A 23705-nucleotide genomic window follows, 5' to 3' on the forward strand; every position below is an offset into this window, starting at 1 on the left:
AATCGATTCGTTTCTGTTTGGTTCATGGTATTCCTCCCGTAGTTTATGGCGCTCGGAATTGAACGCCGCGGGGAGTTATACACTGATTTTAAATGTTTTTCCGCCGCGTAGCGGCTTCGTCCAACAATTGCATCCAGCCGACGCCGGGTAAATACGGCGGATTTCTTGCTTAATTTGTGGCGGCGTCGGCTGATGCAGGCCGTTTAGCTGGAACATGTACTTTATCTTTGTTGCTGTGCTTTGGCTGAGTAGTTACATGAGTTTTCTTTAGGCAAGAGAGGAATCTGGAATGGGAAAAGCGCCACGGGAATATCAGGTGGCAAAACTCCCCGAACCTATCGAGATCGACGGGAACTGGATTTCATCAGCAAACCTATAATTTTGGAATGTTATAATTTACCCCGGAGTTAGCCATGATTGATGAGTTGGAAAAGAGAAAATTCTGGCGCCTTGAATGCCCTGTGGAAGTTACGGCCGAGATTGTATCTGCTCAGGAGGTGGCGAAAGGCCTGCCTCGACTGCATATCAAAAGCCGAAATATTTCAAAAGGCGGGATCTGTCTCGAAACAAAGTCCATCGAGGTGGATGGCGTCAACTTGCTTTCAGGATCTCCCTTTGCGCGGGAAAACCGTTTACACCTCATTATAGAGATCACCCCTGAAGAGCCACCGTTGGTGGCAACAGGTGAGGTTCGATGGTATGACATTGCCCATGACATCCCCGACTTCATCTGTCGGTTGGGGGTTGCATTCATAGAGATCAAGGACGGTGGGAAAGATCAGCTTGCAAGGTTTCTGGAAAAACATCAAAACAAAAAGGGATATTTTCATAAATTATTGAATAAGGGATGAAAAAAGGTAAGTGAAAAAAGAATAATGGAGATTCTTGATGGCACAAAATTGCTCACTAAACTTCGAGAGGGTTGAGGGGGGAACATAGGACTATCAAGAAAAATCTTCAACTAACCAGTCAATTCAGGCGACGGGAAGAGGTGCAGTGTTTTGACGGGCTCGCTCATTGTCCCCGCGCCTGATTTCCAACGTTGAATCCGAAGGGATTAAAGAAGTTGGACTCTCTGAAATAGCTATAATGGGAGGTGGAAGTATGCGGATCATCAGAATGTTAGCTGCGATCTTTTTCACTTTTTCACTTTTTGGGTGTGCTACATTAAAGGTAGTGCCTGAGCCCAAAAAAATTACATTTGAAGAGGCAATGGAGCAAGTCGCTAATGGCCTTAATAGGATGTATGACATTGGTAAAGATCACCCAAAATCTGGTCTCACTCCATCCGAGGTTACGATCGAATTCAACATTTCAGCTGATGCTGCAGATAAAGGTAAACTCTCTATTGAGGCAGGCGCCAACGTTTTAGATGTCTTACAAGTAACTAAGGTAGGTGCAGAAGCTGGCTCGGAAATCAAAGCTTCTCGTGGAAATAAAATCACAATCAAGTTTACCAATCTATTTTTGTCGACAAATAAGGACTCGCTTATCATGGTCAAGAAACCTGAGGAGATATCAACGCTCTTACGAATTCTCAAAGATGCTGGTTATGAGCCGATCTATAAAAGTCGATAATAAATAGAGCGATGTTCGCATCTGACAGATAACAGAACGGGGAAACAAGGAGTGACATTTAATGCATAACCCATCATTCCAGCGGACTCGCTTCGCTCGCCGCTGAATTCAACGTTCCGCGCGACTGCGTCACGCGGAATCGCGGCGCTGACTTCGTCAAGTGCCTTGCCCCGGCTGCGCTCGTTGGATGTCCGCAGGCGAGCCTGCTCCCATCCGCCGTGCTCGCGGGTCAGCGCCGCGATTGGGATAAAATTAAAGAGGGATTGTCATGACATCTAAGCTGAGTTACTAAATCATTACCCCTATTGGTGAGGAAGTCATAATAACAATGCTTTCGAGAAACTTGAAGATATGATAGATGCATATCTGTAAGAAGGCTGGAGACCTGTTGGAAAAGTTTCAGTGTCATCTGTAGTATGCTCTAAAACCGCTGGTTCAACAAAAAACGCATGGTTTCCGTGTGCAACGCAGGCCATTATCCTTGATAACAGATTAATAAAATTTAAAATTTATGGGGAAATGCTATGCAAAAACAACTCACTGCAATTATTGAGCGCGAAGGTAACGGTTATGTTTCACTTTGTCCGGAACTCGATATTGCCAGTCAAGGCGATACTATAGAGGAAGCCCGTATAAACCTTCGAGAAGCTCTAGAGCTTTTCTTTGAAACAGCCTCACCGTCTGAAATTCAAACAAGATTACATGAGGAGGTCTATATAACACAAGTGGAGGTCGCCGTTGGGTAAACTTCGCGTCCTTTCTGGAAAGCAAGTATGCAATATCCTTTCACAGCATGGTTTCGTGGAAGTGCGCCAGCGGGGCAGCCATATTGTAATGCAGAAACATCTTCCCAATACAACCATTACCGTACCAGTACCTAACCATTCTGAACTGCGAGCTGGAACACTGCAATCCATTATCCGCCAATCTGGCGTTTCAAAGAGCGAATTTGAATCATAAACATCCAATCGGGCAGCCGGGGGCACTTCTGGATCAGCGTTTCGACGCCTCCGCTCCGAAACCAGGCAAGAGGCTATAAGGGATGCTTCTATGAAAAAAGGATGGCAGCGTAAAAAAAATGGTGTCCACTATTGACGACCGACCTCATTTTTTCAATTTCAGCTTGTCAGGCACTCCCTTAAATGATAAGAAATTAACCATTAAAGTGCGTTTGGAGACACAGCTTTATTTTTCAATGAGAAGACAATAACTACAAAAGGGAAGTTCCGGAGTCCCCGGCAGACTTGCTAAACAGGAGGTAAAGTCGATGTCCATGCTCATCAGCGGCATTGTTTCGGTTGTTCTTGGCATTATTGGGTTTTCCCTGTGGTGGAGCGCTTTTATCATCGCCTTGAAGGGCATTATCCCCATCCTGCTGATCCTCGGCGGCATCCTCGCGGTTTATATAGGCTTGGACTCGCTGGAAGACCAGACACGGGAAGAGCGGAAAAAACAAGAGGAAAAACTGCAGAAGACGAGGGATGAGATGGAGCAGATCAAGGTTCAGGCCGAACAGTACCGTGAGGAACTTGAGCGGTTAAAGCAAGACGTTAAAAAAGACAACCCTTGAAGGCAAAGAGTCTATTAGATATCGCCTTCACAAACGATTTCTAAACGTAGAGGCCACCCCGGACGCGACAAAGCGCGTCCCTCCAATAAGGGCGGTTCGTGAACCGCCCCTACAGCGTTTTCATCATTCGTTGTGCCCGCCCCGGGCATGGGGGTTAAATATACGATAATCTTAGGCCTCCAGGAGAGTGCCTCTCTTTTCAAATTTGCTCGCCGCTGAGTTTTTCCGCAAGGCTTTCCAGTTCCTCCCAGCGCCCATAGGCCCCCTCCAGCTCTTTTTCCAGTACGCTCAATTCTGCGCTTGCCCTGCCTATTTTCTCGGCATCCCGGTTGACATAGAATTCCGGAGAATTCAGGGTTTCGTGCAGACGTTGCTTGTCCTTCTCCAGCGCTTCAATTCTCACCGGCAAACCCTCCAGCTCCTGCTTCTCTTTGTAGGAGAGTTTCTTCTTTTCCCGCGGCGCTCTGTCCTTCTTCTGTTTTTGCTCATCCTTCAGCGTTGCAAGTGGCTCTACCTGCTTAGTTTTTTGTCTTATCCAGTCGTCGTAGCCACCCACATATTCCTGGAGCCGCCCTTTGCCTGCGAAGACAATTGTTGAGGTTGCCACATTGTTCAGAAAAGCGCGATCGTGACTGACCAGAATAATCGTTCCGCCGTAATCGAGAAGGCGCTCTTCGAGGAGCTCCAGCGTTTCCATGTCAAGATCGTTGGTCGGTTCATCCAGAACCAGGACATTGGAGGGAAGGAGGAAGAGTTTTGCCAGCAGCAGCCGATTGCGCTCACCGCCCGAAAGAGAGCTGACTGGCGACATAATCCGGTCTGGCGGGAAAAGAAAGTCCTGAAGATACGAGATGATATGCCGGGAGGCGCCGCCCACAATTACCATGTCGCTGCCGGCGGCGACATTATCCTTCAATGTTTTGTTTTCGTCGAGCTGGGCGCGGAGCTGATCAAAATAGGCAACCTGCACTCCGGCACCCTGACGGACGCTTCCCGCGTCCGGGTTCAGCTCGCCGAGCAGAATCTTCAGCAGCGTGGTTTTTCCAGAGCCGTTGGGACCGATAATCCCCACCTTGTCGCCCCGGATGATCGTCGTCGAGAACCCCTCCACGATTTTGTTGTCGCCGAAGGAAAAATGAATATCCTGCGCCTCCACCACCAGCCGGCCGCTGCGGTTCGCGTCCTGGATTGCAAGCCGGACATTGCCCGTCTGCTCCTGGCGCTGCGCCCGCTCCCGGCGCAACTGCATCAGCGCGCGCACCCTGCCCTCGTTGCGGGTGCGGCGGGCCTTGATTCCCTGTCTGATCCAAATCTCCTCCCGTGCAAGTTTCTTGTCAAATTCCTGCGCCTGATTCTGCTGGGCCTCCAGCAGAGCCTGCCGGCGTTCAAGATACTCGCTATAATTGCAGGCAAAAGAGAGCAATCGCCCCCGATCGATCTCCACAATGCGGGTCGCCACCCGCTGAAGAAATGCCCGATCGTGGGTCACGAGCAGCAGCGTTCTGTCGAAGTTCCGCAGGAAATCCTCCAGCCAGAGTACGGCCTCGATGTCCAGATGGTTTGTCGGCTCATCGAGCAGCAGGATATCCGGTTCGTTCACCAGGGCCCTGGCCAGCAATACCCGCCGTTTCATGCCTGCCGAAAGCAGCCCGAACTCGGCATTCTCATCCAGCTCAGTCCGGGAGAGCACCGCCTCCACTTGCTGATGATATCGCCAGGCGCCGGAGGCCTCCAGCCGCCGCTGCAACAATTCCAGCTTTTTCAGCAGATTCTCCTCGCCGCCGTTTGATAAAAGAACGGTCAGTTCGTGGTATTCCCGGAGCAGTTCCAGATGTTCCCGGCCACCGGAAGCCACGACATCATAAACAGTCCCCGGCAGGTCGTCGGGCACGTCCTGGGGAAGCATGGCGATCCGAGCCTCCCCCTTGCGGATAATCGCGCCGGAATCCGGGGAAACATCGCCCATCAGCAATTTCATAAGGGTTGACTTGCCTGAACCGTTCCTTCCCAAAAGGCCGATTTTTTCACCCGCCTCTATCTGCAGCGTGGCGCCATCAAGCAGCAGCGGCCCGCCAAAGCTGACCGAAACCTCGTTGATCCAGATTAATCCCATATTCCTCCCCAGGCAAAGATGCCGGCGCCCTCATCCTCCCGCAAGCCCAATACCAGGGTACCGCATTGAGCTTTTAAAATCATTATAAAAAAGAGCTTGCATTTTCCTGCGACTTCCTTTATCATTCTTTTCACTTGATGTGCAGCACGTTTTTGTTTTAAGCAAAGTACGAAAAAGTTAGCCGCACTGACCAGATAATTTGGCAAGGGCGGTTTTTTTGTGCGCAAAACGGGCGGCAGGCCGAATGAGTCGGCATAATTGCATGGTTCCCAGTAGGAACCCCAAAAAAAGGAGTAGTAGAGATGTCTGAAGGAAAAGTAAAGTGGTTCAATGATTCAAAGGGATTCGGTTTTATCGAACAGGACAACGGCACGGATGTTTTCGTACATCATTCCGCCATTGTGGCAGAGGGTTTTAAATCATTGTCTGAGGGCGATCGGGTGAGCTTCGATGTTGTTGCCGGTCCCAAAGGCCCCGCTGCAGCGGATGTACGTAAACTGTAAGATCGGGATTTAATTTTTTTCAGTAAAAAGCCCTTCAAATTTTTGAGGGGCTTTTTATTATCAAGAAGCCCTTTGTTTTTCGGCACACACTTCGTTTACAGCCCTGCTTTTTCGATATCATGAACATGAAGCTCCGCCTTCAACTGCTTGGTCAGGAGGCGATCGAGCTGATTGGCAAACGCCTGGCGCTCCAACTTGCCGAATGTTGCCGGCCCGCCCCCAATCATCCCCAAATCCCTTAATTCTTTGCATAAATCGCGCATGGCCAGACTATCCTTGACATTATCCTGCGTATAAAGCTTCCCCCGAGGATCAAGCGCAAAGGCCCCTTTGGCAATCACCCGATCGGCAAGCGGGATATCGGCTGTAATCACCAGGTCGCCCGCTTGCGCAAGCCCGACAATATGGTCATCGGCGACATCAGAACCGGCGGGAACCTGGATGAAGGTGATCTTTGCGCTCCTGCCACCCCGCAGGGGCTTATTGGCGACAAAGCACAATGGCACGTTCAGGCGCGCCGAAGCCCTGATCAGCACATCCTGAATTACGTTCGGGAAGGCATCCGCATCAACAAATATCCGCATCTCACTCCTTTTGCCACGCTCCGCTGAAACCATTTATTCAGATCAGACAACTCCAGAATTGCCTTTCCTCTATAACCCGGCCTTGCCAATATTTCAACACCCATTGCGGATAAGCGGCCATATTTCCCTTGACAGCAAAAACCGGCTGTACTATTGACTTTCCCGTCTCTGCCGGGAAATTGGGAAGATGGTGCAAATCCATCGCGGTCCCGCCGCTGTAACCGGGGACAAAGGCCGCCTGGTGTCACTGTTTTAAAAAAGAATGGGAAGACGCGGCCCCAGGATGATCCGGAAGCCAGAATACCAACCAGCAGGGTATCATGTTCGGTCGGCCCACGAGGACAGGGGCCCACTGATGGGAAAACGAGTTGAGGATGAAATACGGCATCCCCGCGTCGGAAGGCGCGGGGATTTTTGCTTTCACAAAACCTGAAAAAATCCCCCACCCTACCCCTCCCCCGCTGGGGGATGGATATTGGAAGATGCATTTCAGATAAAGCAGAGGACGCGGAATTTATGTCTAATCGGTTGCTGATGATTCGCCATGGCGAATCCGAAGCCCACTACAAGGGGCGGTATATCGGGAAGACGGATGCGAATCTGTCCGCAAAGGGGCAAAAACAGGCGGCGGCCCTCGCCGCTCCGCTATCCGCCTTCAGGGACGTCTCTTTTTTAACCAGTCCCCTGCGCCGCGCCCGCCAGACGGCAGAGTTCGCCATTGGCTTGAGCAAACCCCTGGAGATAGACGAAAACCTCCGGGAGATAGACTTCGGACTCTGGGAGGGGTTGAGCTTTGCGGAGATAACGGCGGCCTATCCGGCTGAGGTGGTAAAATGGGCGGCGCAGGGAGAGGATTTCCCCTTTCCGGAAGGTGAGAATACGGCAAGTTTCCGAAAAAGGATTGCAACAGCGGTAAACTTTATCGTCAGCAACCCTGCCGAAACAACGGTAGTTTTCACCCACGGGGGCGTCATCCGCTTTCTCATCTGTCATTTTCTGGGACTCCCGAGCAGGCATCACCTCTCTTTTGAGATATCACCGGCATCGCTCTCGGAAATCATGATTCACGAAGAAAAAGGCGTTCTTACACGCCTGAACGACCAGCATCATCTGAAAGGTTCACTGCTGAATTATGGCTGAGATAATTCTCGTTACCGGCGGAAGTCGAAGTGGCAAGAGCTCTTACGCGCAGAAAAAAGCAGAGGAGATCCCGGGAGCACGCCTCTTTATCGCGACCTGTCCGATAATCGATCCCGAAATGGAGGAAAGAATCCGGAAGCACCGCGAGGCAAGAGAGGGGAGAGGCTGGAAAACCATTGAAGAAACCGTCAATCTGGCGGGGGTCATCCGCCGGAGTGGCGAAGGAAGGACGGTTCTTGTGGACTGCCTTACCCTCTGGATAAACAACCTCATGTACAAAGAGGAAAAAGTGGGCGCAGTGGTGACGGAAGAGATTATTGTCGAATACTGCCGGGAGCTTGTCGCCGCCTGCCGGGAAAGCGCGGGCACAGTTTTTCTGGTCGCCAACGAGGTCGGCATGGGGATCGTCCCCGACAACGAAACAGCGCGGCGTTACCGGGACATTGCCGGGCGCTGCAATCAGGAAATAGCGAGGGCCGCAGACAAGGTCATACTGCTTGTCTGCGGCATCCCCCTTCCCGTAAAGGAGCAACCATGATGCTGTTGCAGGAGACAATCGCAAAAATTGGACCGCAGGACATGGCCGTTCGGGCGCTGGCCCATCAGCGTCTGGAAAACCTGACGATGCCCTACTGGGCGCTCGGACGGCTGCTGGACTTGGCGGAGGAACTCGCCGGAATAACCCGCTCGCTGCATCCGGCGGTCGCCCGCAAGACAATTTTCACGATGGCCGGGGATCACGGGGTCGTCGCCGAAGGGGTCAGCAAGTATCCGCAGGAGGTAACCCCGCAGATGGTCGCAAACTTCGCCGCCGGCGGGGCGGGGATCAATGCCCTCGCCCGCCAGGCCGGGGCGTCGGTCATCGTCGTGGATATGGGGGTCGCCACCGATTTAAGCGATCTTGCCGCCTCCGGCAAGATACTGTCGCGCCGGGTCGGCCCCGGCACAAAAAATATGGCCGTCGGCCCGGCGATGAGCCGCAAGGAGGCCGTTTGCGCCCTCGAAAATGGGATCGATCTTGCGCTCAACGCGGCAGATGCCGTCGATATTTTCGGCACCGGCGAGATGGGCATCGGCAACACCACCCCCAGCAGCGCGATTGTCGCCGTCTTCAGCGGCCGTCCGGTCGGAGAGGTCACGGGCCGCGGAACCGGAATCGAAGATGAACAGTTCACCCACAAGGTCGGCGTAATTGAACGGGCCCTGCGGCTGAACAAACCCGATCCCCATGACGGCATTGATGTTCTGGCAAAGGTTGGCGGCTTTGAAATCGGGGGGATAGCGGGGCTGATTCTGGGCGCCGCCCGGCTGAAAAAACCTGTGGTTATCGATGGTTTCATCTCGACGGCCGGCGCACTGATCGCAAGCGCCCTCTGTCCGACGGCGCGGCAGTACATGATCGCCGCCCACCGCAGCGTTGAACAGGGGCACCGCGTTGCCCTGGAACTGCTCGAAAAGCAGCCGCTTCTCGACCTCGATTTGCGACTCGGCGAGGGAACGGGGGCGGCGCTGGCGATGAACTTTATCGAGGCCGCCGTCCGGGTACTGACGGAAGTGGCGACGTTTGAGGAAGCGATGGTCTCAAAGGCGCAATGAGAGGATTTTTCGCGGCACTGCAATTTTTGACGATCTTTTCGCTGCCCCGCGGCCTTGCGCCCGACAAAGAAGCCCTGCAAAAAGCACCTCCGTTTTTCCCGCTGATTGGGCTGCTGGTGGGCTTCCTGGTGTCGACGATTGACTGGGGATTGGGCTTTATCTTCCCGGTCCCGGTCAGAAGCGTGCTTGCGACAATTCTGCTGATCGCGTTTTCCGGGGCGCTCCATACGGACGGCCTCGCCGATACGGCAGACGGCCTGCTCAGCTCCCGCCCGCGCGAACGGATGCTCGAAATCATGCGGGACAGCCGAACCGGACCGATGGGAGCAGTCGCGATTGTCTGCGTTGTTTCGCTGAAGATCGCCGCCATCGCCTCCCTCCCCTCCCCGGCCCGTTTCTGGGCACTGCTCCTGATGCCGGTCGCCGGCCGCTGCGCCCTGCTGATCGTAATGGCGGTTCTTCCTTATGCGCGCCCGGAGGGTCTCGTCGGTGTTTTTCGGTTAAACCGCCCGGCTCTTTTTCTTTTCTGGGCGCTGATCTTTCTGCTGGCAACCGGCGGCCTCGCGGGAGGACTGGCCGGAGTCATAGCCGCTGCATCATCCTTTTTGTTCGTGCTTTTGTTTACCATCTATCTCCGCAGGAAACTCGGCGGTTATACTGGGGACACGCTCGGCGCGGCCTGTGAACTGACCGAACTGATCCCGCCCCTGGTCGCCCTTGCCTGGATGGGGAGCTTATGACGACGGTAAAAAGGCGCACACCGGCAAACCTGTTTCAGGAAACCTCACCCAACGTCGGCAAGAACGTCCTGGAAACCGCCTCTCCAAGGTAATTCGGCAATCGGTAAAAATGGAAGAGATATATAAAATCATTGGCTTATGAGAGAAAAGGAGATGCATGATGGGCGATAAAAACAGGATCCTGATTTTCACCGGCGAGGGGAAGGGAAAGACGACCTCCGCTTTGGGAATGGCGCTCCGGGCGCACGGACACGGCATTGCGGTCGCCGTTATCCAGTTCGTAAAAACGAACACAGAAACAGGCGAATACGCGGCTCTGAAAAAAATGGAGAATGTCGAAATCATCACGATCGGGGCCGGATTTGTCCCCCGACCGGATGACCCACGCTTCGCCGACCACTGCCGGGCGGCAAAACAGGGCCTCCAGCAGGCCGCAGCATATCTCCAGACCGGCCGTTTCGGTTTGGTGATCCTTGACGAGGTTTGTGTGGCGGTCTCTTTGCATCTCCTTGACGAAGAGGCTGTCCTCGCCACCCTTCGCCTGGCGGCCCCCGGCACAACCATCGTGCTGACCGGCCGCGGGGCGTCGCCGGGGCTGATTGAGATCGCCGACACGGTTTCGGAGATAAAGGCAATCAAGCACGGATACGAAAGCGGCATCAAGGCTCAGCGAGGGGTGGAATTCTGATGGCTTAGGGATGTAATAAAAGAATTATCTCTCGCGCAAGCCTCTCGGTCGCGTCTTTTTGCGTATCCCGAAAAACTACGATATGGAACATGTAGGCAAGCACGGTATATTCACCTTCTGCTGAAACTGAAAAAGAGCCGAGACGCTTTTCGGTGGACAGCTCCCATACCGTGACATCCAAAACCGTCTTGTTGCTGCAGGAGGCAATTCCGAAGGGAGCTGCGTACAGCGGTACATGAATATTGGCGTCAAATTTCTCCTGCACGTAAATAACATATCGCAATCGCTCCGCCGCGACCTGAGCCTTCGATAGCTTCAGCCGGCATAAAATAGAATCTCCGTTTCCGGTCGGGCAATCCAAATCCTTGTCTTTCTGCAGATCCTTCAAATGTCTGACCGCAAACCTTCCCGGCTGGGGATTCACCCTCAATATCGTTTTGATCAGTTCGCCAATGGTATCCATCTGGGAGGTTGCTGCGCAATTGGCCGTAAAATAGGAACCGGCTATGGACTGCTTGGGGGGTGGCGCATTCTTCCCGTAAACCACTATAACCCCTCGCCCTGTTCCACGGGTTCGATGGTCGCAAGCGGATCATGGATCGCGGTCTCGGAGGACATGGGCACATGCACGCATCCGGGGAACAATGCCAGCAGAAGCAACATCAAGCCTTGAGGATATGCCTTCTTCCGCACCCTGTTCCGTTCGATCTTCCCGTGAAGCGAAAATCGAAACAGGGTTTCCCTTTTAACTTCTGCGCCCCGGGTATGCATTGATTTCATGGCTTCTTTTCCCCAGATACGATTTTTCCGGCGGTCATGTCTTCGATCCAGAAAAAGACCTTGTACCCCTGGCCGGTCATCCTGTCCGCCCGGAGTGTATAGCGATGGCCAGCCTCCAGGTTGATGTTCGAGATTTTTTCGTAAGCAGCGTATCCCTTGGCGTCAACCATAACACTGACCCCAAAGATCACTGCCCACTTAATCCTGTGAACGCTGGCCAGCAATTTCACTGACCCATATTTTGTTTGTGACACATAGTGCATGTCATCAATGATCGCCCTTCCTATCGTCAGCAAGTTTACCTGCCACAAGGCAGTTCCCGGCTGATGAGCATTTCTCTCGAAATCCCGCGCCGCTTTATTCAGCGGCAATTTCTTTTGCCTTTCTAAACTGGGGAGAATCGACGATTGCATTTTTCACAGCCGGTCTTGCCGCCGCAAGTCGCTCCATCTGCCGCACTCTTTCTTCGCTGGGCGGGTGGGTGCTCAGCGCATCGGAAAGTTTTTTGGTGAGGGAATCGTTCTGCCCTCCACCCTTCTTTTCGATCTGCAGCAGCTTTTTATAAAAATCGCCCACCTTGTTCTTATCGTAGCCGGAATTGACGGCAAGCCGGAAGCCGATGCGATCCGCTTCCATCTCGTCCTCACGGGAGTTCACCAGAAAACGGTATTTCTGGACGAGCAACCCACCGCCCGCCCCCGCGGCGGCGCCTATCACCGACGTTTTTACGTAGCAGGCCTTATCATCTTCCGCACAGATCACACTCCCCAGCCCATATCCGATAATGCCGCCTATGATTCCGCCCCCGGCCCCGTAGAGCCATGTCTTACCCTGTTCCTTTTCCATAACGTACATACGTTCAGCGGCGTGTCGGGCCACTACATGACCGATCTCATGCCCGATGACCCCAGCAAGTTCCGCTTCGTTCGCCGCAATCGCAATCAGAGAAGCGGTCACGAATACCTTTCCCGCGGGCATCGCAAACGCGTTGGGTTTTTTGGAATCAACAACGGTAAATTCGTAGTGATAGGGTTTTCCTTCCAGATCATTGGCCAAAACTATCTTCCTGCCGATTGCGGTTACATAGTTCTGCAGCTCTGTACTTTTCGCCGCCGGATAGTCTTTTAAAAGTTCCGGAAGCGCCTCTTCGGCCAGCCGTTTTTCATCCGCGACCGTCAACGCCGTCTGCTGCTCCCGGTTGTCTCCCTCCCGATAGCGCGAACTCGTTGTCGGCGCGCATGAGCTAATAAGAGATAAAACCATTGCCGTGATAATCATTTTTTTCATAAGCTTCTCCCCTGTTTCATATTTAGCCGCTTCAAAACGACCTTCTTTCCTGACGAATAAAAAGCCCATTTTTACCATGCGCCTTGTTTGCCTTTGAATGCGGCTCAAAAAAACTAAACGCGATATTTTGTCGTTCATTATTATCAGCAATATGATTATGTTTCAATTATCATGTTTATATGACATCCTTGGCCATCTTTACGAAAATACGGTTTGATAGCGCTATATGAATTTGTCATAGAGCATAAAAATATGCTACAGGGCCCCGGAAAGAATTTGAGAGTGGCTGAATAAAAAATACGCCCTACTAAAGAGGGTGAATTTCTCGCGATGATCTCATGAACAGTGAAAAAACGACCCCTTGGACCATTGTCTTGCTGTTAATCGGCACGGGCGTTGTGTGTTCCTTTCAGGTAGGCAAGGTTCCTGTTGCGCTATCCATGCTGAGGCGGGACCTGGGATTGACCCTGTTTTGGGCAAGCTGGGTAATTTCTGTCTTTAACGTGATCGGCGCCTTAGCCGGCGTATTTATGGGGGGCTTCGCCGACCGGATCGGCTATCGTCAATTGATCATTACAGGCCTGTCCCTGATGACGCTGGGCTCTCTGACGGGTGGGCTTACTTCCAGTGTCGTCCTCTTTTTCAGCTCAAGATTCGTAGAGGGCGTGGGGTTCTTTTTTACCGTTCTGTCCATTCCGTCCCTGATCACCCGCATCGCCAACATCAGGGACCTTCGTCTTATCCTGGGGTTCTGGGGGGCCTATATGCCTTCCGGCATCACCATCATGCTCTTTATCTCGCCGTTTGTAGTGGATGGGATCGGCTGGCGCGGCCTGTGGATTCTCAACGGATTCATCTGCCTGATTTGTCTGGCGGTATTTGCCGCCGCAACTGCCCACCTCCCGCAGGAAGGAAGAAAAACGGCAAAAAGCTCTATTCAGGTTTCGCGAAATGTGAAAACCATTTTTAGGACACCGGGGCCGATGCTGCTTGCAACATGTTTTCTCTGTTATGCAGGGCAATGGATGGCCCTGATGAATTTTCTCCCCACCTTTTTTATCGAAGAAATTGGCATGGGGAAGGGAAGCGCAGCTCTCTGGACGGCATTGACAGTACTGGTCAATATCCCCGGGAACATCCTGGCAGGACTACTCTCCCAAAAAAATGCCCCTCGCTGGCTCGTCCTCTCGGTGGTGTTCATTGTCATCAGCCTGGTCACGATCGGCATCTATACCCCACAAACGCCTCTTGCAGTTCGCCTCCTGCTGTGCCTCGTTTTCAGCTTTATCGGAGGTCTGATTCCGGGGACCCTGATGGCGGCTGTCCCCTTCCATTCTCCCGGGAAGGAATACATCGGCGCAACTAACGGTCTGATCATCCAGGGATCCAACATCGGCACATTGCTCATGGCGCCGGCCCTGGCAGCCGTGGTGAGTCTGTTCGGAGGATGGCAGGGGGCGCCCTTGATATTTGTTGCAGCCGGGTTGATCGGTCTTTCCTCTGCGCTGGCAATCGGCCGGCTGGAGAGTAAATATGGCATCAAGTGAACTGCCTGCGAAAAATCTTTCAACTATTGTCAAAAGAGCTGTTTACCGCTGCCGGCTCACTCCTCGCAGGCAAACATCACTTCTTTAAGCTATTGAGGCCGCTCACGCCGCATGGAAAGTGCAACCGACCTCAATAATGGCGATAATGCCTGTCAGAGTAAAAATCACACCTCCGTTTTTTGCAATCTTAAACGGTGTGCTTCAATATAGCGCCTGGAGCGCTTATCCCGACTGAAAATTAAATCGGCTGCCAGAACGGCGGGCTGTATTTTTACGATATCGGCTATAAAGCAGGTCGCGCCGGCGGCTATAGCCATTGCCACAAAGGCATTATTAAGCAGAGTCCGCTCCGGAAGCCCAAAAGAAACATTACTGACAGCCAGGGTCACATTTACCCCTAATTCCATTTTGATCCTGCGGATCGCCTCGATTATTTTGGGGCCAGCAGTTGCGTCGGCGCCCACAGAAAACGTCTCGACGTCAATCAGGATATCCTCGCGCGGGATACCCATCTTTTCAGCACGTTCGACTATTTTGTGGGCAATGGAAACACGCCTTTCGGTGTTTTGCGGGATGCCCTCATCATCCTGCACAAGCCCGATCACCGCCGCGCCGTATTGTTTTATCAGGGGGAGCACCCTGCTTAGGGAGCGCTCTTCCCCGGAAACCGAGTTTACAAGAGGCTTGCCTTTGTAAACCCTCAGGGCGGCTTCCAGCGCTTCATGATTGGCGCTGTCGATGCAAAGCGGCGTATCCACCAGGGCGGCTATTTCCTGCACCACCCGAGGAAGCAGCTCTACCTCGTTTATACCGAAAACCCCCACGTTGACATCAAGAATATCGGCGCCTGCCTGCATTTGCGTCAATGCTTCCTTGCGCACTGTCTCCAGATTGCCGACCTTCAATTCCTCCTGGAATTTCTTTTTTCCGGTGGGGTTAATGCGCTCGCCGATAATCACCGTGGGCTTATCATCGCCAATCAAAACCTCTCTTGCAGGACTTGCTACTATCGTCTTCATTGCTTTATAAATCCTCCTTTTTACCATTTGCAATTCTGTATTTACCCAAATAGTTGGCCTGAATAAACGTCTGATTAAAGTGCGGGGCGCTGGCAAGTTCAATATAATTGATCATGCCGGCAATCCCTTTTGCTTCCGCACGCTTCGTAACAGAAATCAGGGCCAACTTGGCCCCCAAACCAGCGGCATTCCCCACCTGCTCAAAACGTTCCAACGGCAGCGCAGGCAGCATGCCGGCGGTAATCGCGCTGGCAACATCAATATAACTGCCGAAGGCCCCGGCAATAATGACTCGGTCAATCTCGTCCTCCCTTTTACCCTGGTTCTCCAGAAGCATCTGGATGCCGGCCCTGATGGCCGCCTTTGCCAACTGTAACTCTCTGATATCATTTTGAGTTATAGTAATGGCCGGACTGCCTCCCCGCTCTTCTTTACTGACCAGTACAAATTCCCGTTGTTTTCCATTTATTATGACCCGGGGGTGATCGGCCGTCATCCGGCCGCCTTTATCAATGATTCCAGCCTTGAATAACTGCGCCAGCGCGTCCATGATTCCGGAGCCGCAGATGCCAACCGGCGGCGCTCCCTCTATGGTCTGATAATGAACCGTATCGCCGACGATCTGCATTCGCTCGATCACTCCCCGAGCGGCTCTCATGCCGTCCTTGATGTGTCCGCCTTCAAAGGCGGGGCCGGAAGCGCATGATGCGCTTGCTATCCTTCCATTGCATACCAAAGAAACCTCCGTATTGGTGCCAATATCCAGCGCCAGGACAAAGCCTTTTGCCTGCCAGACGTCCGTCGCCAGCAGCATCGCCACATGGTCGGCGCCTACAAAACCGGCAATATTCGGCAGCAGGTGCACATAGGCGCCGGCCGCTATTTTTATGCCGACGTCCCGCGCCTTGAGATCCAGGGGCTGATTAACAGCAGAAATAAAGGGAGGCAAGGCCAGTTGTTTCACCGCCAGCCCCAGAAAAATGTGGTGCATTGCAGTGTTGCCTACTACTACAGCCTCTACAACCTCGTTTATATTAATCCCGGCTTCCCGGCACATCTTGGCAGTTAGGCGGTTGATTGCCTCCACAGCCAGATCCCGCATTTTCAGCAAGTCTTCAGGATTTTTTATCGCGCTGGTGATGCGGCTGACAATATCTTCCCCATAGCTGATCTGGGGATTCATGGCGCCCTTGGCGGTTACAGTTTTGCCATCGCTTAAATCCACTAGATAAGCGGCTATTTTGGTGCTGCCCAAATCTACGGCTAACCCCAGCCGACGATCCGACGCTGACCCCACCGCGATCACTTCATTTTCGCGGACAATAGCCTGACAGTCCCAGCTATCGGCCCTGAGCTGCGGTGATAATGCGCGCAGAACATCAATGTCCAAAATGTCGCAGGTTGGTTGAGCCTGCCGGTTAATTTCTTCCAGCAGGCGCCCGGCATCGGCACGCAAATCGGCAAGGGAGGGTTCCGTAAGCGACAGACGGTACGCCTTAACGGGCGGCGCCAAAGGAACCTTTAATTCTATCCCTTCCAACTGCGTTCGCTGGGGCGATGTCATTGATTCAACTGGAATGTACAGTTTGCAGTTACTTTGAGGATAGGTCTGGCAGGCAAGACGCCAGCCCGCCTGCAGTCCTTCAGTTGTAAAGGCTTCCACCTCGTTTGCGGTCGGCTTTGAGACAATTCCGTCCAGAATTCTTATTTTACAGGTAGAACATACCCCCGCGCCTCCGCAGATGCTGTTTATTCCGATCCCTAAACGGCGGGCACAGGCCAAAAGAGATTCCTGCTCCTGACAATTGCCTCTGCGTCCTACCGGCTCATAGATAATTATATGTTCTGCCATTATATTCCGATAAACCGCTCATTTCTCGGCTGAGAAAACTTATCCCCTGTTTTTACGGTCTTTTTCCGCCTCGCAAACCAGCCTGCCCAAGCCAATTTACTGCGATTCGCCTTTCTTTTGCCCTGCCGTCTTGTAATGGCAGGTTTCCCGCAGGTTGCACCGGGCGCATACTTCTGCCTGCGTCCATCTAATCATCTCGCTCCCGATGCCAATAACCATGGAAACCGACTTTCGCGGGATCATTACCCCTGAAGGGGCAAGGCTGACGCCGATTCGCGATGCTGCAGACAGTTCCAGCAAATTCCCCTGCTCGGTCAAGGGAAAGCCCGGCATGCCCGGGTTGACCGGACTGCTTAGCTCGTAACCGCGAGCGGCAACCTCGGCGGCGATAAATTTCAGGGCTTCCGGAATCAGCGTATCGACGGCGGCGCTGCCGATACCGTCCAAAAGCAGGCTGCGCAGCGTTTCTTTACTTTTAGTATAGTCGCTAACCCGTTTTTCCAAGTTTGGGCCAATGGTGACGATCAGCACAGCCAGCTCTTTGGCGCCAGGGAAAAAGGCCGGAAGAGCCGGGCCGTGGATGGCTTTGTCTCCCTCCAAAGATATCCGGTTACCGTTCATTCCGGTTACAGGGTATTTTTCATAGGCGGCAGCCGGCGCCAGAAGCCCCCAGCTCTCTACGCCGGTCAATAACTCCTGCGTCAGCTCCTTTATCCTGGGCTGGACATTGATTCTTTCTCCAAGTCCCTGCCGCCGCAGAACCTCCTGCATATTCAGATTCAAGGGTATATCACGGATTACCGGCATATCTTATCTCAGCTGATTGATTATTAACAGACGCCATCTTCCCAAGTGAATTGAAACATGGCCTTGACATTCTCGCGCTTTACCTTGAGGAATTTCATTTGGCAGAATGATTATCCCATCGTTTAATGCATGTCAACGACTTTTTCGGACACGCCTGAACTTGTGATTGACAAAATCAGACCTGCGTGATAGGCGGCCACTTCACGACAATACTTTTCTACCTTGTTCCTTACAGCGTATATTTTGCAATATCGGCTTTTCGTGATATATATATAGCGTTTCGTCATCAGGAAGTTCCGGGCTGATAGTTTGATTGGCCAACAACGGATACGTTACAAGACATCAAACAACATAACTTTAAAGGGGGTATGAAATGAAAAAAGGGGCTTTGCTGTTACTTTTCGCATTTGTCTTTGTTTTTGGGGCTTATACGCCTGCTGGGGCTGACGTAATAAAACTGAAGTCAGCCAATTATCTTCCGCAGTCTCATAAGATGTCGCTCCTCGGGCAGAAGTTCTGCGATGAAGTGAATAAACGTCTGGCCGGCAAGGTGGAGATCACGTACTTCCCGGGCGGAACGCTGCTGTCTCCCGACAAGATGTACAACGGGATAACGCAGGGCATCGCGGACATGGGTTTGTCCCATATCGCATACAACACAGGCCGCTTTCCCGTAACGGAAGCTCTCCAGATGCCCTTGGGCTATCCGAGCGGATGGGTGGCATCCATGGTATCAAGCGACTTCTACAATAAGTTCAAGCCTAAGGAGTGGGAAAAGGTTCATGTGCTTTATCTTACCATGAGCGGCCCCTGCATCATCCATAGCGTCAGCAAACCCGTCAGAACCCTCGAGGACTTGAAGGGCATGAAGATTCGGGGCACCGGAACGCTGGCAGACGTTTTGAAGGCCTTGGGCGCATCGCCTGTTCCTCTGGCCATGCCGGACGTTTACGAGTCGCTCCGAAGGAAGGTCCTCGATGGCGTCATGGTCGATTTGAGCGTTTTGAGACAATGGAAGTTTGCCGAAGTGGAGAAGTACGTCACCGCCAACTGGCAGCTCGGTACGGGGTATGTCTTCTATTTTGTCATGGACCAGAACAAGTGGAAAAGCCTGCCCCCGGAAGCTCAGAAGGTTTTTACCGAGGTAGCGGCGGAGATCTCCGACCTGCAGGCAGTTCTGTGGAACGATACGGATGTTGACTCCCGGGACTACTTCGTAAAGAACATGGGCGGCCAGATTCTGCCCCTCAGCGATGCCGAGGCGGCCAAATGGAAAAAGGCGGTCGAGCCGGTCATCTCCGATTATAAGAAAGCCATGCAAAAGCAGGGACACAGTGCGGCTGAAACCGACAGTTGGATGAAGTTCATCGCAGAACGTATCGACTACTGGACGAAGCAGGAGAAGAAGAAGGGTATTGCAACGCCTTTTCTCTAACAGAAAAATTGCGGAAAGGTGCAGGGCATGACCAGCGGAGGCGTGTGAAGAACAAAGACTCTTCACCGCCTTTGTTGCGTATGCCTTGCGCTTTCTTGTAATGGCGGCATAATAAGTATAGGCAACTATGGATATTTACACTGATTCAGGCGCTCCGCGAAAAGTGCGGCAGAGCGCCTGAAGGGAGGGATTATGAAAACCCTGGAAACCTGGGTAAGGCGCATCAGCGATATACTGAACCTTATCGCTGCGGCGGCTCTCACCTTTATGATGTTTCTCACCGTGGTTGATGTGGCCCTGAGAGCCGGCAGTCAGCCTATTATCGGGGTTTACGAGGTCGTCGGGCTGACTCTGGCGATTGTGATTGGCCTTTCTCTTCCCCAGGTTTCCCTCGACGGCGCTCATGTTTATATGGAGTTCGGCTTGGACCTGCTTTCTCCCCAAGGTCAGAATATTCTGAAAACAATCACCCGCATAATCGGCATCGGCCTTTTTTTGTTCATCGGGTACAATCTTTTGTCTGTAGGCGCCGAGTTTCACTCATCCGGGGAAGTATCTCCGACACTGAGGCTCCCCTTCTTCCCCGTCGCCTACGCCCTGGCCGTCTGCTGCTTCCTGCAGTGCCTCGTCTTTATAATACAAATAACCACGATCTGGGGAGGACAACATGAATGAAGTCACTATTGGCTTTCTTGGCCTCGTCACGTTGCTGCTCTTCTTTGCGACCGGGTTTGAATTGGGCTTTTCCATGGCTCTGGTGGGCTTCGCCGGTTTCGCGATCCTCAACGGCATGCATGGGGCCATGAACCTCCTCGGCAGAGACATATACGACGTTTTCACAAACTACGGCTACACCGTTTTTCCCCTCTTTATCCTGATGGGACAGATAGGTTTCAATGCGGGCATCGCGGTCAGGCTTTACGATTCGGCTAACAAATTCATCGGCCACATTCCCGGCGGCCTCGCCATGGCTACGGTTGTTGGCGCCACAGGCTTCAAAGCGATCTGCGGCTCCTCGGCCGCCACTTCCGCCACTTTTGCCAGCTTTGCCGTTCCCGAAATGAACCGTTATAAATATGACATCCGGTTATCGACAGGCATTGTGGCAACGGTAGGAACCCTCGGGGTCATCATCCCGCCGAGCGTCACCCTGATACTGCTGGGAATAATAACGGAGCAGTCCATAGGACAGCTCTTCCTCGCCGGCATGGTCCCCGGCCTTATCATCGCAGCCCTTTTTATCGGCATCATTTACGGATGGGCAAAAATCAACCCGCAAGTGGCTCCCAGATCCGAAAGATCCTCGTGGCCCACAAGGATTAAATCCCTGCCCGAAATCGGCTGGGTGCTGCTCGTCTTTCTGGTTGTCGTCGGGGGAATCATGCAGGGCTATTTCACCCCCTCGGAGGCCGGTGCGGTAGGAACATTTGCCGTTCTCCTGCTTGCGATAGCCCAGAGGGATATGTCCTTCAAGAAGTACATCACATCCCTCAAGGAAGCGCTGCGCACCGCCGGCATGCTGCTGATGCTCATCGCTGGCTCCACCGTTTTCGGCCATTTCATCACGGTGACGACTATCCCCCAGCACCTGGCAGAGTGGCTGGTCAGCCTGCCTCTCGACCGCTACATTATTCTAACCATGATTTTTATCGCCTACTTGATAGGCGGCTCCTTTATCGATGATCTTGCCTTCATGATCCTCGCCACTCCGATCTTTTACCCCGTGGTGCTGAAGCTTGGCTTCAACCCCCTGTGGTTCGGCATAGTGCTCGGGGTTGTTCTGATGATCGGCGTAGTCATTCCGCCGGTAGCCATCTGCGTATTCGTAGTAAAAAATATCACCAAGACGCCCATCGGCACCATTTACAAAGGGGTGGCGCCGTTTCTCATTTCCCTTTTTGCCGTCTGGGGCCTCCTCTATGCCTTCCCCCAACTTGTGCTCTGGCTGCCCTCGGTGTTCTTCAATGTTGGATAAATTGATATAAGCGGTTTAAAAGCACAGCCGCACCGAGTCTTGATTCTTTCCTGACGCAGGAGGCTGCGACAATATTATAATCAAACATTATTCAGGTAAATAACCATAATTTGCTAACGGAAGGAGAATTGCGATGGCAGGAGATTTGATCAGTTTGATGGCGGAATTCAAGGAAGACGAGGTGTTAAAGATTGTAGAAGAACGTCTTAACGCCAATGAAGACCCCGCTAAAATTCTGGATGACGCCCGCAGTGCGATGGAGATTGTCGGCAGGCGTTTTGCTGACGGTGAATATTTCATCCCTGATCTGGTTTACTCCGGAGAGATTCTCAAGGAGGTGACGGATCTGGTTAAGCCGAAGCTGAAAGGGGCATCCGAGGTGAAAAGGCTGGGGAAGGTTATCGTCGGCACGGTTGCCGGGGACATACATGACATCGGCAAGGACATCGTTGTCTTTATGCTCGATGTCAACGGCTTTGAGGTTTTGGATCTGGGCGTGGATGTGCCGGCGGAGAAGTTTATCGAAAAGATCAAAGAGAGCGGTGCAGCGATTGTTGCTTTAAGCGGTTTTCTGACGCTTTCCTATGACTCGATGAAGGCGACGATTGACGCCATCCAAGGAGCCGGCCTGCGCGACAAGGTGAAGATCATGATCGGCGGCGGCCAGATTAATGAAGATATAAGAAAATATACCAGCGCGGATGCCTATGGGAAGGATGCCATGGCCGGGGTGAAGTTTGCCAAGGAGTGGACGAGCGCCGCATAAGCGCTTTGAGATAACCTGTCAGGAGGGAAATTATGGAAAAGCAATGGAAGGATCTGTCCGCGGATGAAAAACAGGAGGCGATGTTTGACTCCTGGCTTTCGCCTAAGGGCGTGAAGTTTGTAAATCCTGAAGCCGAGAAGCTCTACAAGGAAAGGGTGACGCGCTTTAAAGATGCTATCCAGTTAAGGAAAAAACCGGACAGGGTTCCGGTTTTTCCCAATACCAACTTTTTCCCGGCACTTTATTCCGGCATTACCCCGCAAGAGGCGATGTATGACTACGACAAACTCTATGCAGCGTATAAAAAATATGTGCTCGACTTCGCCCCGGATGCTCATGGCGGGGCCGGCCTGCCCGGTCCCGGAAGAATGTTCGAGATTCTGGACTATAAGTTATACAACTGGCCCGGGCACGGGGTTGATCCCCGTTATACATATCAGGCTGTTGAGCGGGAATATGTGAATCCCGATGAATATGACAAATTGATCGCCGATCCCGCTGCATTCTTCACCAATACATACCTTCCCCGCATCATGGGGGCGCTGGACGGCTTTAAGCTTCTGCCGCCGCTTACTGGCATCATAGAACTGCCGTTCACCGGTCCCAATATAGCGCATTACGGTTTGCCGGAGGTGCAGGCTTCCCTTGAGAAACTTATGGAAGCGGGACGCGAGGCGCTGAAATGGTTTAACCGCATGCATGAATTCGACAGAGAAATGGCTTCCTTGGGATTCCCCTGTTTCTTCGGCGGCTTTACCAAAACTCCTTATGACATCATCGCCGATACCCTCCGGGGAACCAAGGGCGCCATCATGGACGTTTACCGTCAGCCGGCCAAACTGCTCGAAGCGCTCGAGGCGTTAACCCCGATTGCGATTAACATGGGTACATCCGTGTCAAAATTGAGCGGTAATCCTATAGTATTCATCCCCTTGCACAAGGGCGCTGATGGATTCATGTCCGATGCGCAGTTCAAAAAATTCTACTGGCCCACCTTCCGAAAGTTATTGATGGGCTTGATCGAAGAGGGCTGCGTGCCGTTTTCATACGTTGAGGGGAGCTTCAACACCCGGCTGGAGGTTATCAAAGATGTCCCCAAGGGCAAAGTTATCTGGTGTTTCGACTTGACGGATATGGCCAAAGCAGCGGAAATACTCGGCGATACGGAATGTATTGCCGGAAATATGCCGGTTGTCGCATTAAATGTAGCTACCCCTCAGGAAGTAAAAGACCTTGCGAAAGGGTTGATTGACACAGTGGGTAAAAACGGAGGCTACATCATGTCAACCGGGGTAGCGCTCGATGAGGCAAAGCCTGAGAACGTAAAAGCGATGGTTGACTTCACGAAGGAGTACGGCATATACAAATAAAGGTACATCCGGATAAAGCATGCTTTGCTTAATGAATAGGAACGGCTGAAAAAGACGAAGAGAAAGAGGCCATGCAGGAAAGGCGAGGGATGGAAGTCCTTCGCTTTTCTTGTAGATCGCGGAAGGGCTCCCGTCAGTGGTCTTTGACCTTTTCCTTGCGAGTTTTGTTTCATCGATTTTTTAGCCAACAAGCGGCTGTAGGGGAAATTACAGAGTCCCTCTGACAAGTATCTGTTTTATCCCTGCTATTTGTAAAGGAGCATTTGCGGAAGGGGTATGCGCAGTTGGATGGCGCCCTGAACCGGACATTCCTCCACACATGCGCCACAGTGCCAACACTCATAAGGGTATTTCA

At 52.5% G+C, this 23705-nt stretch carries 26 protein-coding genes and 1 riboswitch; of the genes, 17 read left to right on the forward strand and 9 right to left on the reverse strand.

Annotation, left to right across the window (positions count from 1 at the left end; genetic code table 11):
• Positions 1 to 413: 413 nt before the first annotated feature.
• The 5 genes from M0P74_15105 (at position 414) to M0P74_15125 (ending at position 3148) form a co-directional block, all read left to right on the forward strand.
• The gene (locus M0P74_15105) at positions 414 to 851 is read left to right on the forward strand and encodes a PilZ domain-containing protein (GenBank protein ID MCK9364914.1); all 438 of its coding nucleotides are present in this window, start codon (positions 414 to 416) and stop codon (positions 849 to 851) included.
• A 253-nt stretch (positions 852 to 1104) separates the two neighbouring features.
• Complete coding sequence (locus tag M0P74_15110) at positions 1105 to 1578, forward strand: hypothetical protein (protein MCK9364915.1); 474 nt, start codon at positions 1105 to 1107, stop codon at positions 1576 to 1578.
• 524 nt (positions 1579 to 2102) lie between these two features.
• Entirely contained in the window at positions 2103 to 2324 is a 222-nt protein-coding gene (locus M0P74_15115) for a type II toxin-antitoxin system HicB family antitoxin (protein MCK9364916.1), read from the forward strand.
• Positions 2317 to 2538, forward strand: a complete 222-nt coding sequence (locus M0P74_15120; GenBank protein ID MCK9364917.1) for a type II toxin-antitoxin system HicA family toxin — start codon at positions 2317 to 2319, stop codon at positions 2536 to 2538. The genes M0P74_15115 and M0P74_15120 overlap by 8 nt, the downstream gene beginning before the upstream one ends.
• A 307-nt stretch (positions 2539 to 2845) precedes the next feature.
• The gene (locus M0P74_15125) at positions 2846 to 3148 is read left to right on the forward strand and encodes a hypothetical protein (GenBank protein MCK9364918.1); all 303 of its coding nucleotides are present in this window, start codon (positions 2846 to 2848) and stop codon (positions 3146 to 3148) included.
• Between the two features lie 199 nt (positions 3149 to 3347).
• Here M0P74_15125 and M0P74_15130 read toward each other — a convergent pair whose 3' ends face one another.
• A complete protein-coding gene (locus M0P74_15130) occupies positions 3348 to 5261 on the reverse strand; it encodes an ATP-binding cassette domain-containing protein (GenBank protein ID MCK9364919.1) in 1914 nt (637 codons plus the stop codon).
• A 302-nt stretch (positions 5262 to 5563) separates the two neighbouring features.
• Between M0P74_15130 and M0P74_15135 the strand changes: the two genes are divergently transcribed.
• On the forward strand, positions 5564 to 5764 hold the full coding sequence (locus tag M0P74_15135; GenBank protein MCK9364920.1) for a cold-shock protein: 201 nt from the start codon (positions 5564 to 5566) through the stop codon (positions 5762 to 5764).
• Positions 5765 to 5859: 95 nt separating this feature from the next.
• On the opposite strand, the gene M0P74_15140 is transcribed toward M0P74_15135, so the two are convergent.
• Positions 5860 to 6348 carry a YaiI/YqxD family protein gene (locus M0P74_15140; protein MCK9364921.1) on the reverse strand — a complete coding sequence of 163 codons (489 nt, stop codon included), beginning with the start codon at positions 6346 to 6348 and terminating at the stop codon, positions 5860 to 5862.
• A gap of 137 nt (positions 6349 to 6485) precedes the next feature.
• Positions 6486 to 6675, forward strand: a riboswitch (cobalamin riboswitch).
• Between the two features lie 189 nt (positions 6676 to 6864).
• Here M0P74_15140 and M0P74_15145 point away from each other — a divergent pair.
• The 5 genes from M0P74_15145 to cobO all read left to right on the forward strand — a co-directional run bounded on the left by M0P74_15145 (position 6865) and on the right by cobO (position 10512).
• On the forward strand, positions 6865 to 7488 hold the full coding sequence (locus tag M0P74_15145) for a histidine phosphatase family protein (GenBank protein ID MCK9364922.1): 624 nt from the start codon (positions 6865 to 6867) through the stop codon (positions 7486 to 7488).
• Positions 7481 to 8026 carry a bifunctional adenosylcobinamide kinase/adenosylcobinamide-phosphate guanylyltransferase gene (gene cobU, locus M0P74_15150; protein ID MCK9364923.1) on the forward strand — a complete coding sequence of 182 codons (546 nt, stop codon included), beginning with the start codon at positions 7481 to 7483 and terminating at the stop codon, positions 8024 to 8026. Before M0P74_15145 ends, cobU begins: the two co-directional genes overlap by 8 nt.
• Positions 8023 to 9084: a nicotinate-nucleotide--dimethylbenzimidazole phosphoribosyltransferase gene (gene cobT, locus M0P74_15155; protein ID MCK9364924.1), complete on the forward strand. Its 1062-nt coding sequence runs from the start codon at positions 8023 to 8025 to the stop codon at positions 9082 to 9084. The genes cobU and cobT overlap by 4 nt, the downstream gene beginning before the upstream one ends.
• Positions 9081 to 9824 carry an adenosylcobinamide-GDP ribazoletransferase gene (cobS, locus tag M0P74_15160; GenBank protein ID MCK9364925.1) on the forward strand — a complete coding sequence of 248 codons (744 nt, stop codon included), beginning with the start codon at positions 9081 to 9083 and terminating at the stop codon, positions 9822 to 9824. The genes cobT and cobS overlap by 4 nt, the downstream gene beginning before the upstream one ends.
• A 157-nt stretch (positions 9825 to 9981) precedes the next feature.
• On the forward strand, positions 9982 to 10512 hold the full coding sequence (gene cobO / locus M0P74_15165; protein MCK9364926.1) for a cob(I)yrinic acid a,c-diamide adenosyltransferase: 531 nt from the start codon (positions 9982 to 9984) through the stop codon (positions 10510 to 10512).
• Between the two features lie 4 nt (positions 10513 to 10516).
• Here the strand turns inward: cobO and M0P74_15170 are convergent, their stop codons facing one another.
• From M0P74_15170 to M0P74_15185, 4 genes are read right to left on the reverse strand one after another with little or no spacing between them, the layout of a single operon-like run.
• On the reverse strand, positions 10517 to 11059 hold the full coding sequence (locus tag M0P74_15170) for a hypothetical protein (protein MCK9364927.1): 543 nt from the start codon (positions 11057 to 11059) through the stop codon (positions 10517 to 10519).
• Positions 11059 to 11292, reverse strand: coding sequence for a hypothetical protein (locus M0P74_15175; protein MCK9364928.1), 234 nt, complete (start codon positions 11290 to 11292; stop codon positions 11059 to 11061). Before M0P74_15175 ends, M0P74_15170 begins: the two co-directional genes overlap by 1 nt.
• Positions 11289 to 11663, reverse strand: a complete 375-nt coding sequence (locus M0P74_15180) for a hypothetical protein (GenBank protein ID MCK9364929.1) — start codon at positions 11661 to 11663, stop codon at positions 11289 to 11291. The genes M0P74_15175 and M0P74_15180 overlap by 4 nt, the downstream gene beginning before the upstream one ends.
• On the reverse strand, positions 11650 to 12579 hold the full coding sequence (locus tag M0P74_15185; protein ID MCK9364930.1) for a M48 family metalloprotease: 930 nt from the start codon (positions 12577 to 12579) through the stop codon (positions 11650 to 11652). Before M0P74_15185 ends, M0P74_15180 begins: the two co-directional genes overlap by 14 nt.
• 338 nt (positions 12580 to 12917) lie before the next feature.
• Here M0P74_15185 and M0P74_15190 point away from each other — a divergent pair, with 338 nt between their 5' ends.
• A complete protein-coding gene (locus M0P74_15190; GenBank protein ID MCK9364931.1) occupies positions 12918 to 14126 on the forward strand; it encodes an MFS transporter in 1209 nt (402 codons plus the stop codon).
• Between the two features lie 164 nt (positions 14127 to 14290).
• On the opposite strand, the gene M0P74_15195 is transcribed toward M0P74_15190, so the two are convergent.
• The 3 genes from M0P74_15195 to M0P74_15205 form a co-directional block, all read right to left on the reverse strand.
• Positions 14291 to 15145: a dihydropteroate synthase gene (locus tag M0P74_15195; GenBank protein MCK9364932.1), complete on the reverse strand. Its 855-nt coding sequence runs from the start codon at positions 15143 to 15145 to the stop codon at positions 14291 to 14293.
• A 4-nt stretch (positions 15146 to 15149) separates the two neighbouring features.
• Positions 15150 to 16997 (reverse strand): ASKHA domain-containing protein, encoded by a 1848-nt coding sequence (locus tag M0P74_15200; GenBank protein MCK9364933.1) that lies wholly within the window; start codon positions 16995 to 16997, stop codon positions 15150 to 15152.
• A 96-nt stretch (positions 16998 to 17093) separates the two neighbouring features.
• A complete protein-coding gene (locus tag M0P74_15205; protein MCK9364934.1) occupies positions 17094 to 17804 on the reverse strand; it encodes a hypothetical protein in 711 nt (236 codons plus the stop codon).
• 373 nt (positions 17805 to 18177) lie between these two features.
• Between M0P74_15205 and M0P74_15210 the strand changes: the two genes are divergently transcribed.
• From M0P74_15210 to M0P74_15230, 5 genes are all read left to right on the forward strand, one after another.
• Positions 18178 to 19239 carry a TRAP transporter substrate-binding protein gene (locus M0P74_15210; protein MCK9364935.1) on the forward strand — a complete coding sequence of 354 codons (1062 nt, stop codon included), beginning with the start codon at positions 18178 to 18180 and terminating at the stop codon, positions 19237 to 19239.
• Between the two features lie 192 nt (positions 19240 to 19431).
• Complete coding sequence (locus M0P74_15215; GenBank protein ID MCK9364936.1) at positions 19432 to 19914, forward strand: TRAP transporter small permease subunit; 483 nt, start codon at positions 19432 to 19434, stop codon at positions 19912 to 19914.
• On the forward strand, positions 19907 to 21214 hold the full coding sequence (locus M0P74_15220) for a TRAP transporter large permease (protein ID MCK9364937.1): 1308 nt from the start codon (positions 19907 to 19909) through the stop codon (positions 21212 to 21214). The genes M0P74_15215 and M0P74_15220 overlap by 8 nt, the downstream gene beginning before the upstream one ends.
• Positions 21215 to 21347: 133 nt before the next feature.
• Positions 21348 to 21980, forward strand: coding sequence for a cobalamin-dependent protein (locus M0P74_15225; GenBank protein ID MCK9364938.1), 633 nt, complete (start codon positions 21348 to 21350; stop codon positions 21978 to 21980).
• A 32-nt stretch (positions 21981 to 22012) separates the two neighbouring features.
• Positions 22013 to 23350: a uroporphyrinogen decarboxylase gene (locus M0P74_15230; GenBank protein MCK9364939.1), complete on the forward strand. Its 1338-nt coding sequence runs from the start codon at positions 22013 to 22015 to the stop codon at positions 23348 to 23350.
• The last annotated feature ends 355 nt before the right edge of the window (positions 23351 to 23705 follow it).

It is taken from the genome of Syntrophales bacterium (genome assembly GCA_023229765.1).
Classification (GTDB): Bacteria; Desulfobacterota; Syntrophia; order Syntrophales; family UBA5619; genus DYTH01.

Bases quoted from the DNA above. Each gene is read 5' to 3' on its own strand.
- M0P74_15205 (MCK9364934.1), bottom strand. From the start codon at position 17,804: ATGCCGGTAATCCGTGATATACCCTTGAATCTGAATATGCAGGAGGTT.
- M0P74_15225 (MCK9364938.1), top strand. From the start codon at position 21,348: ATGGCAGGAGATTTGATCAGTTTGATGGCGGAATTCAAGGAAGACGAG.
- M0P74_15130 (MCK9364919.1), bottom strand. From the start codon at position 5,261: ATGGGATTAATCTGGATCAACGAGGTTTCGGTCAGCTTTGGCGGGCCG.
- cobT (MCK9364924.1), top strand. From the start codon at position 8,023: ATGATGCTGTTGCAGGAGACAATCGCAAAAATTGGACCGCAGGACATG.
- M0P74_15175 (MCK9364928.1), bottom strand. From the start codon at position 11,292: ATGAAATCAATGCATACCCGGGGCGCAGAAGTTAAAAGGGAAACCCTG.
- M0P74_15185 (MCK9364930.1), bottom strand. From the start codon at position 12,579: ATGAAAAAAATGATTATCACGGCAATGGTTTTATCTCTTATTAGCTCA.
- M0P74_15195 (MCK9364932.1), bottom strand. From the start codon at position 15,145: ATGAAGACGATAGTAGCAAGTCCTGCAAGAGAGGTTTTGATTGGCGAT.
- M0P74_15145 (MCK9364922.1), top strand. From the start codon at position 6,865: ATGTCTAATCGGTTGCTGATGATTCGCCATGGCGAATCCGAAGCCCAC.
- cobU (MCK9364923.1), top strand. From the start codon at position 7,481: ATGGCTGAGATAATTCTCGTTACCGGCGGAAGTCGAAGTGGCAAGAGC.
- cobO (MCK9364926.1), top strand. From the start codon at position 9,982: ATGATGGGCGATAAAAACAGGATCCTGATTTTCACCGGCGAGGGGAAG.
- M0P74_15115 (MCK9364916.1), top strand. From the start codon at position 2,103: ATGCAAAAACAACTCACTGCAATTATTGAGCGCGAAGGTAACGGTTAT.
- M0P74_15135 (MCK9364920.1), top strand. From the start codon at position 5,564: ATGTCTGAAGGAAAAGTAAAGTGGTTCAATGATTCAAAGGGATTCGGT.
- cobS (MCK9364925.1), top strand. From the start codon at position 9,081: ATGAGAGGATTTTTCGCGGCACTGCAATTTTTGACGATCTTTTCGCTG.
- M0P74_15110 (MCK9364915.1), top strand. From the start codon at position 1,105: ATGCGGATCATCAGAATGTTAGCTGCGATCTTTTTCACTTTTTCACTT.
- M0P74_15140 (MCK9364921.1), bottom strand. From the start codon at position 6,348: ATGCGGATATTTGTTGATGCGGATGCCTTCCCGAACGTAATTCAGGAT.
- M0P74_15190 (MCK9364931.1), top strand. From the start codon at position 12,918: ATGAACAGTGAAAAAACGACCCCTTGGACCATTGTCTTGCTGTTAATC.
- M0P74_15210 (MCK9364935.1), top strand. From the start codon at position 18,178: ATGAAAAAAGGGGCTTTGCTGTTACTTTTCGCATTTGTCTTTGTTTTT.
- M0P74_15215 (MCK9364936.1), top strand. From the start codon at position 19,432: ATGAAAACCCTGGAAACCTGGGTAAGGCGCATCAGCGATATACTGAAC.
- M0P74_15105 (MCK9364914.1), top strand. From the start codon at position 414: ATGATTGATGAGTTGGAAAAGAGAAAATTCTGGCGCCTTGAATGCCCT.
- M0P74_15230 (MCK9364939.1), top strand. From the start codon at position 22,013: ATGGAAAAGCAATGGAAGGATCTGTCCGCGGATGAAAAACAGGAGGCG.
- M0P74_15200 (MCK9364933.1), bottom strand. From the start codon at position 16,997: ATGGCAGAACATATAATTATCTATGAGCCGGTAGGACGCAGAGGCAAT.
- M0P74_15125 (MCK9364918.1), top strand. From the start codon at position 2,846: ATGTCCATGCTCATCAGCGGCATTGTTTCGGTTGTTCTTGGCATTATT.
- M0P74_15220 (MCK9364937.1), top strand. From the start codon at position 19,907: ATGAATGAAGTCACTATTGGCTTTCTTGGCCTCGTCACGTTGCTGCTC.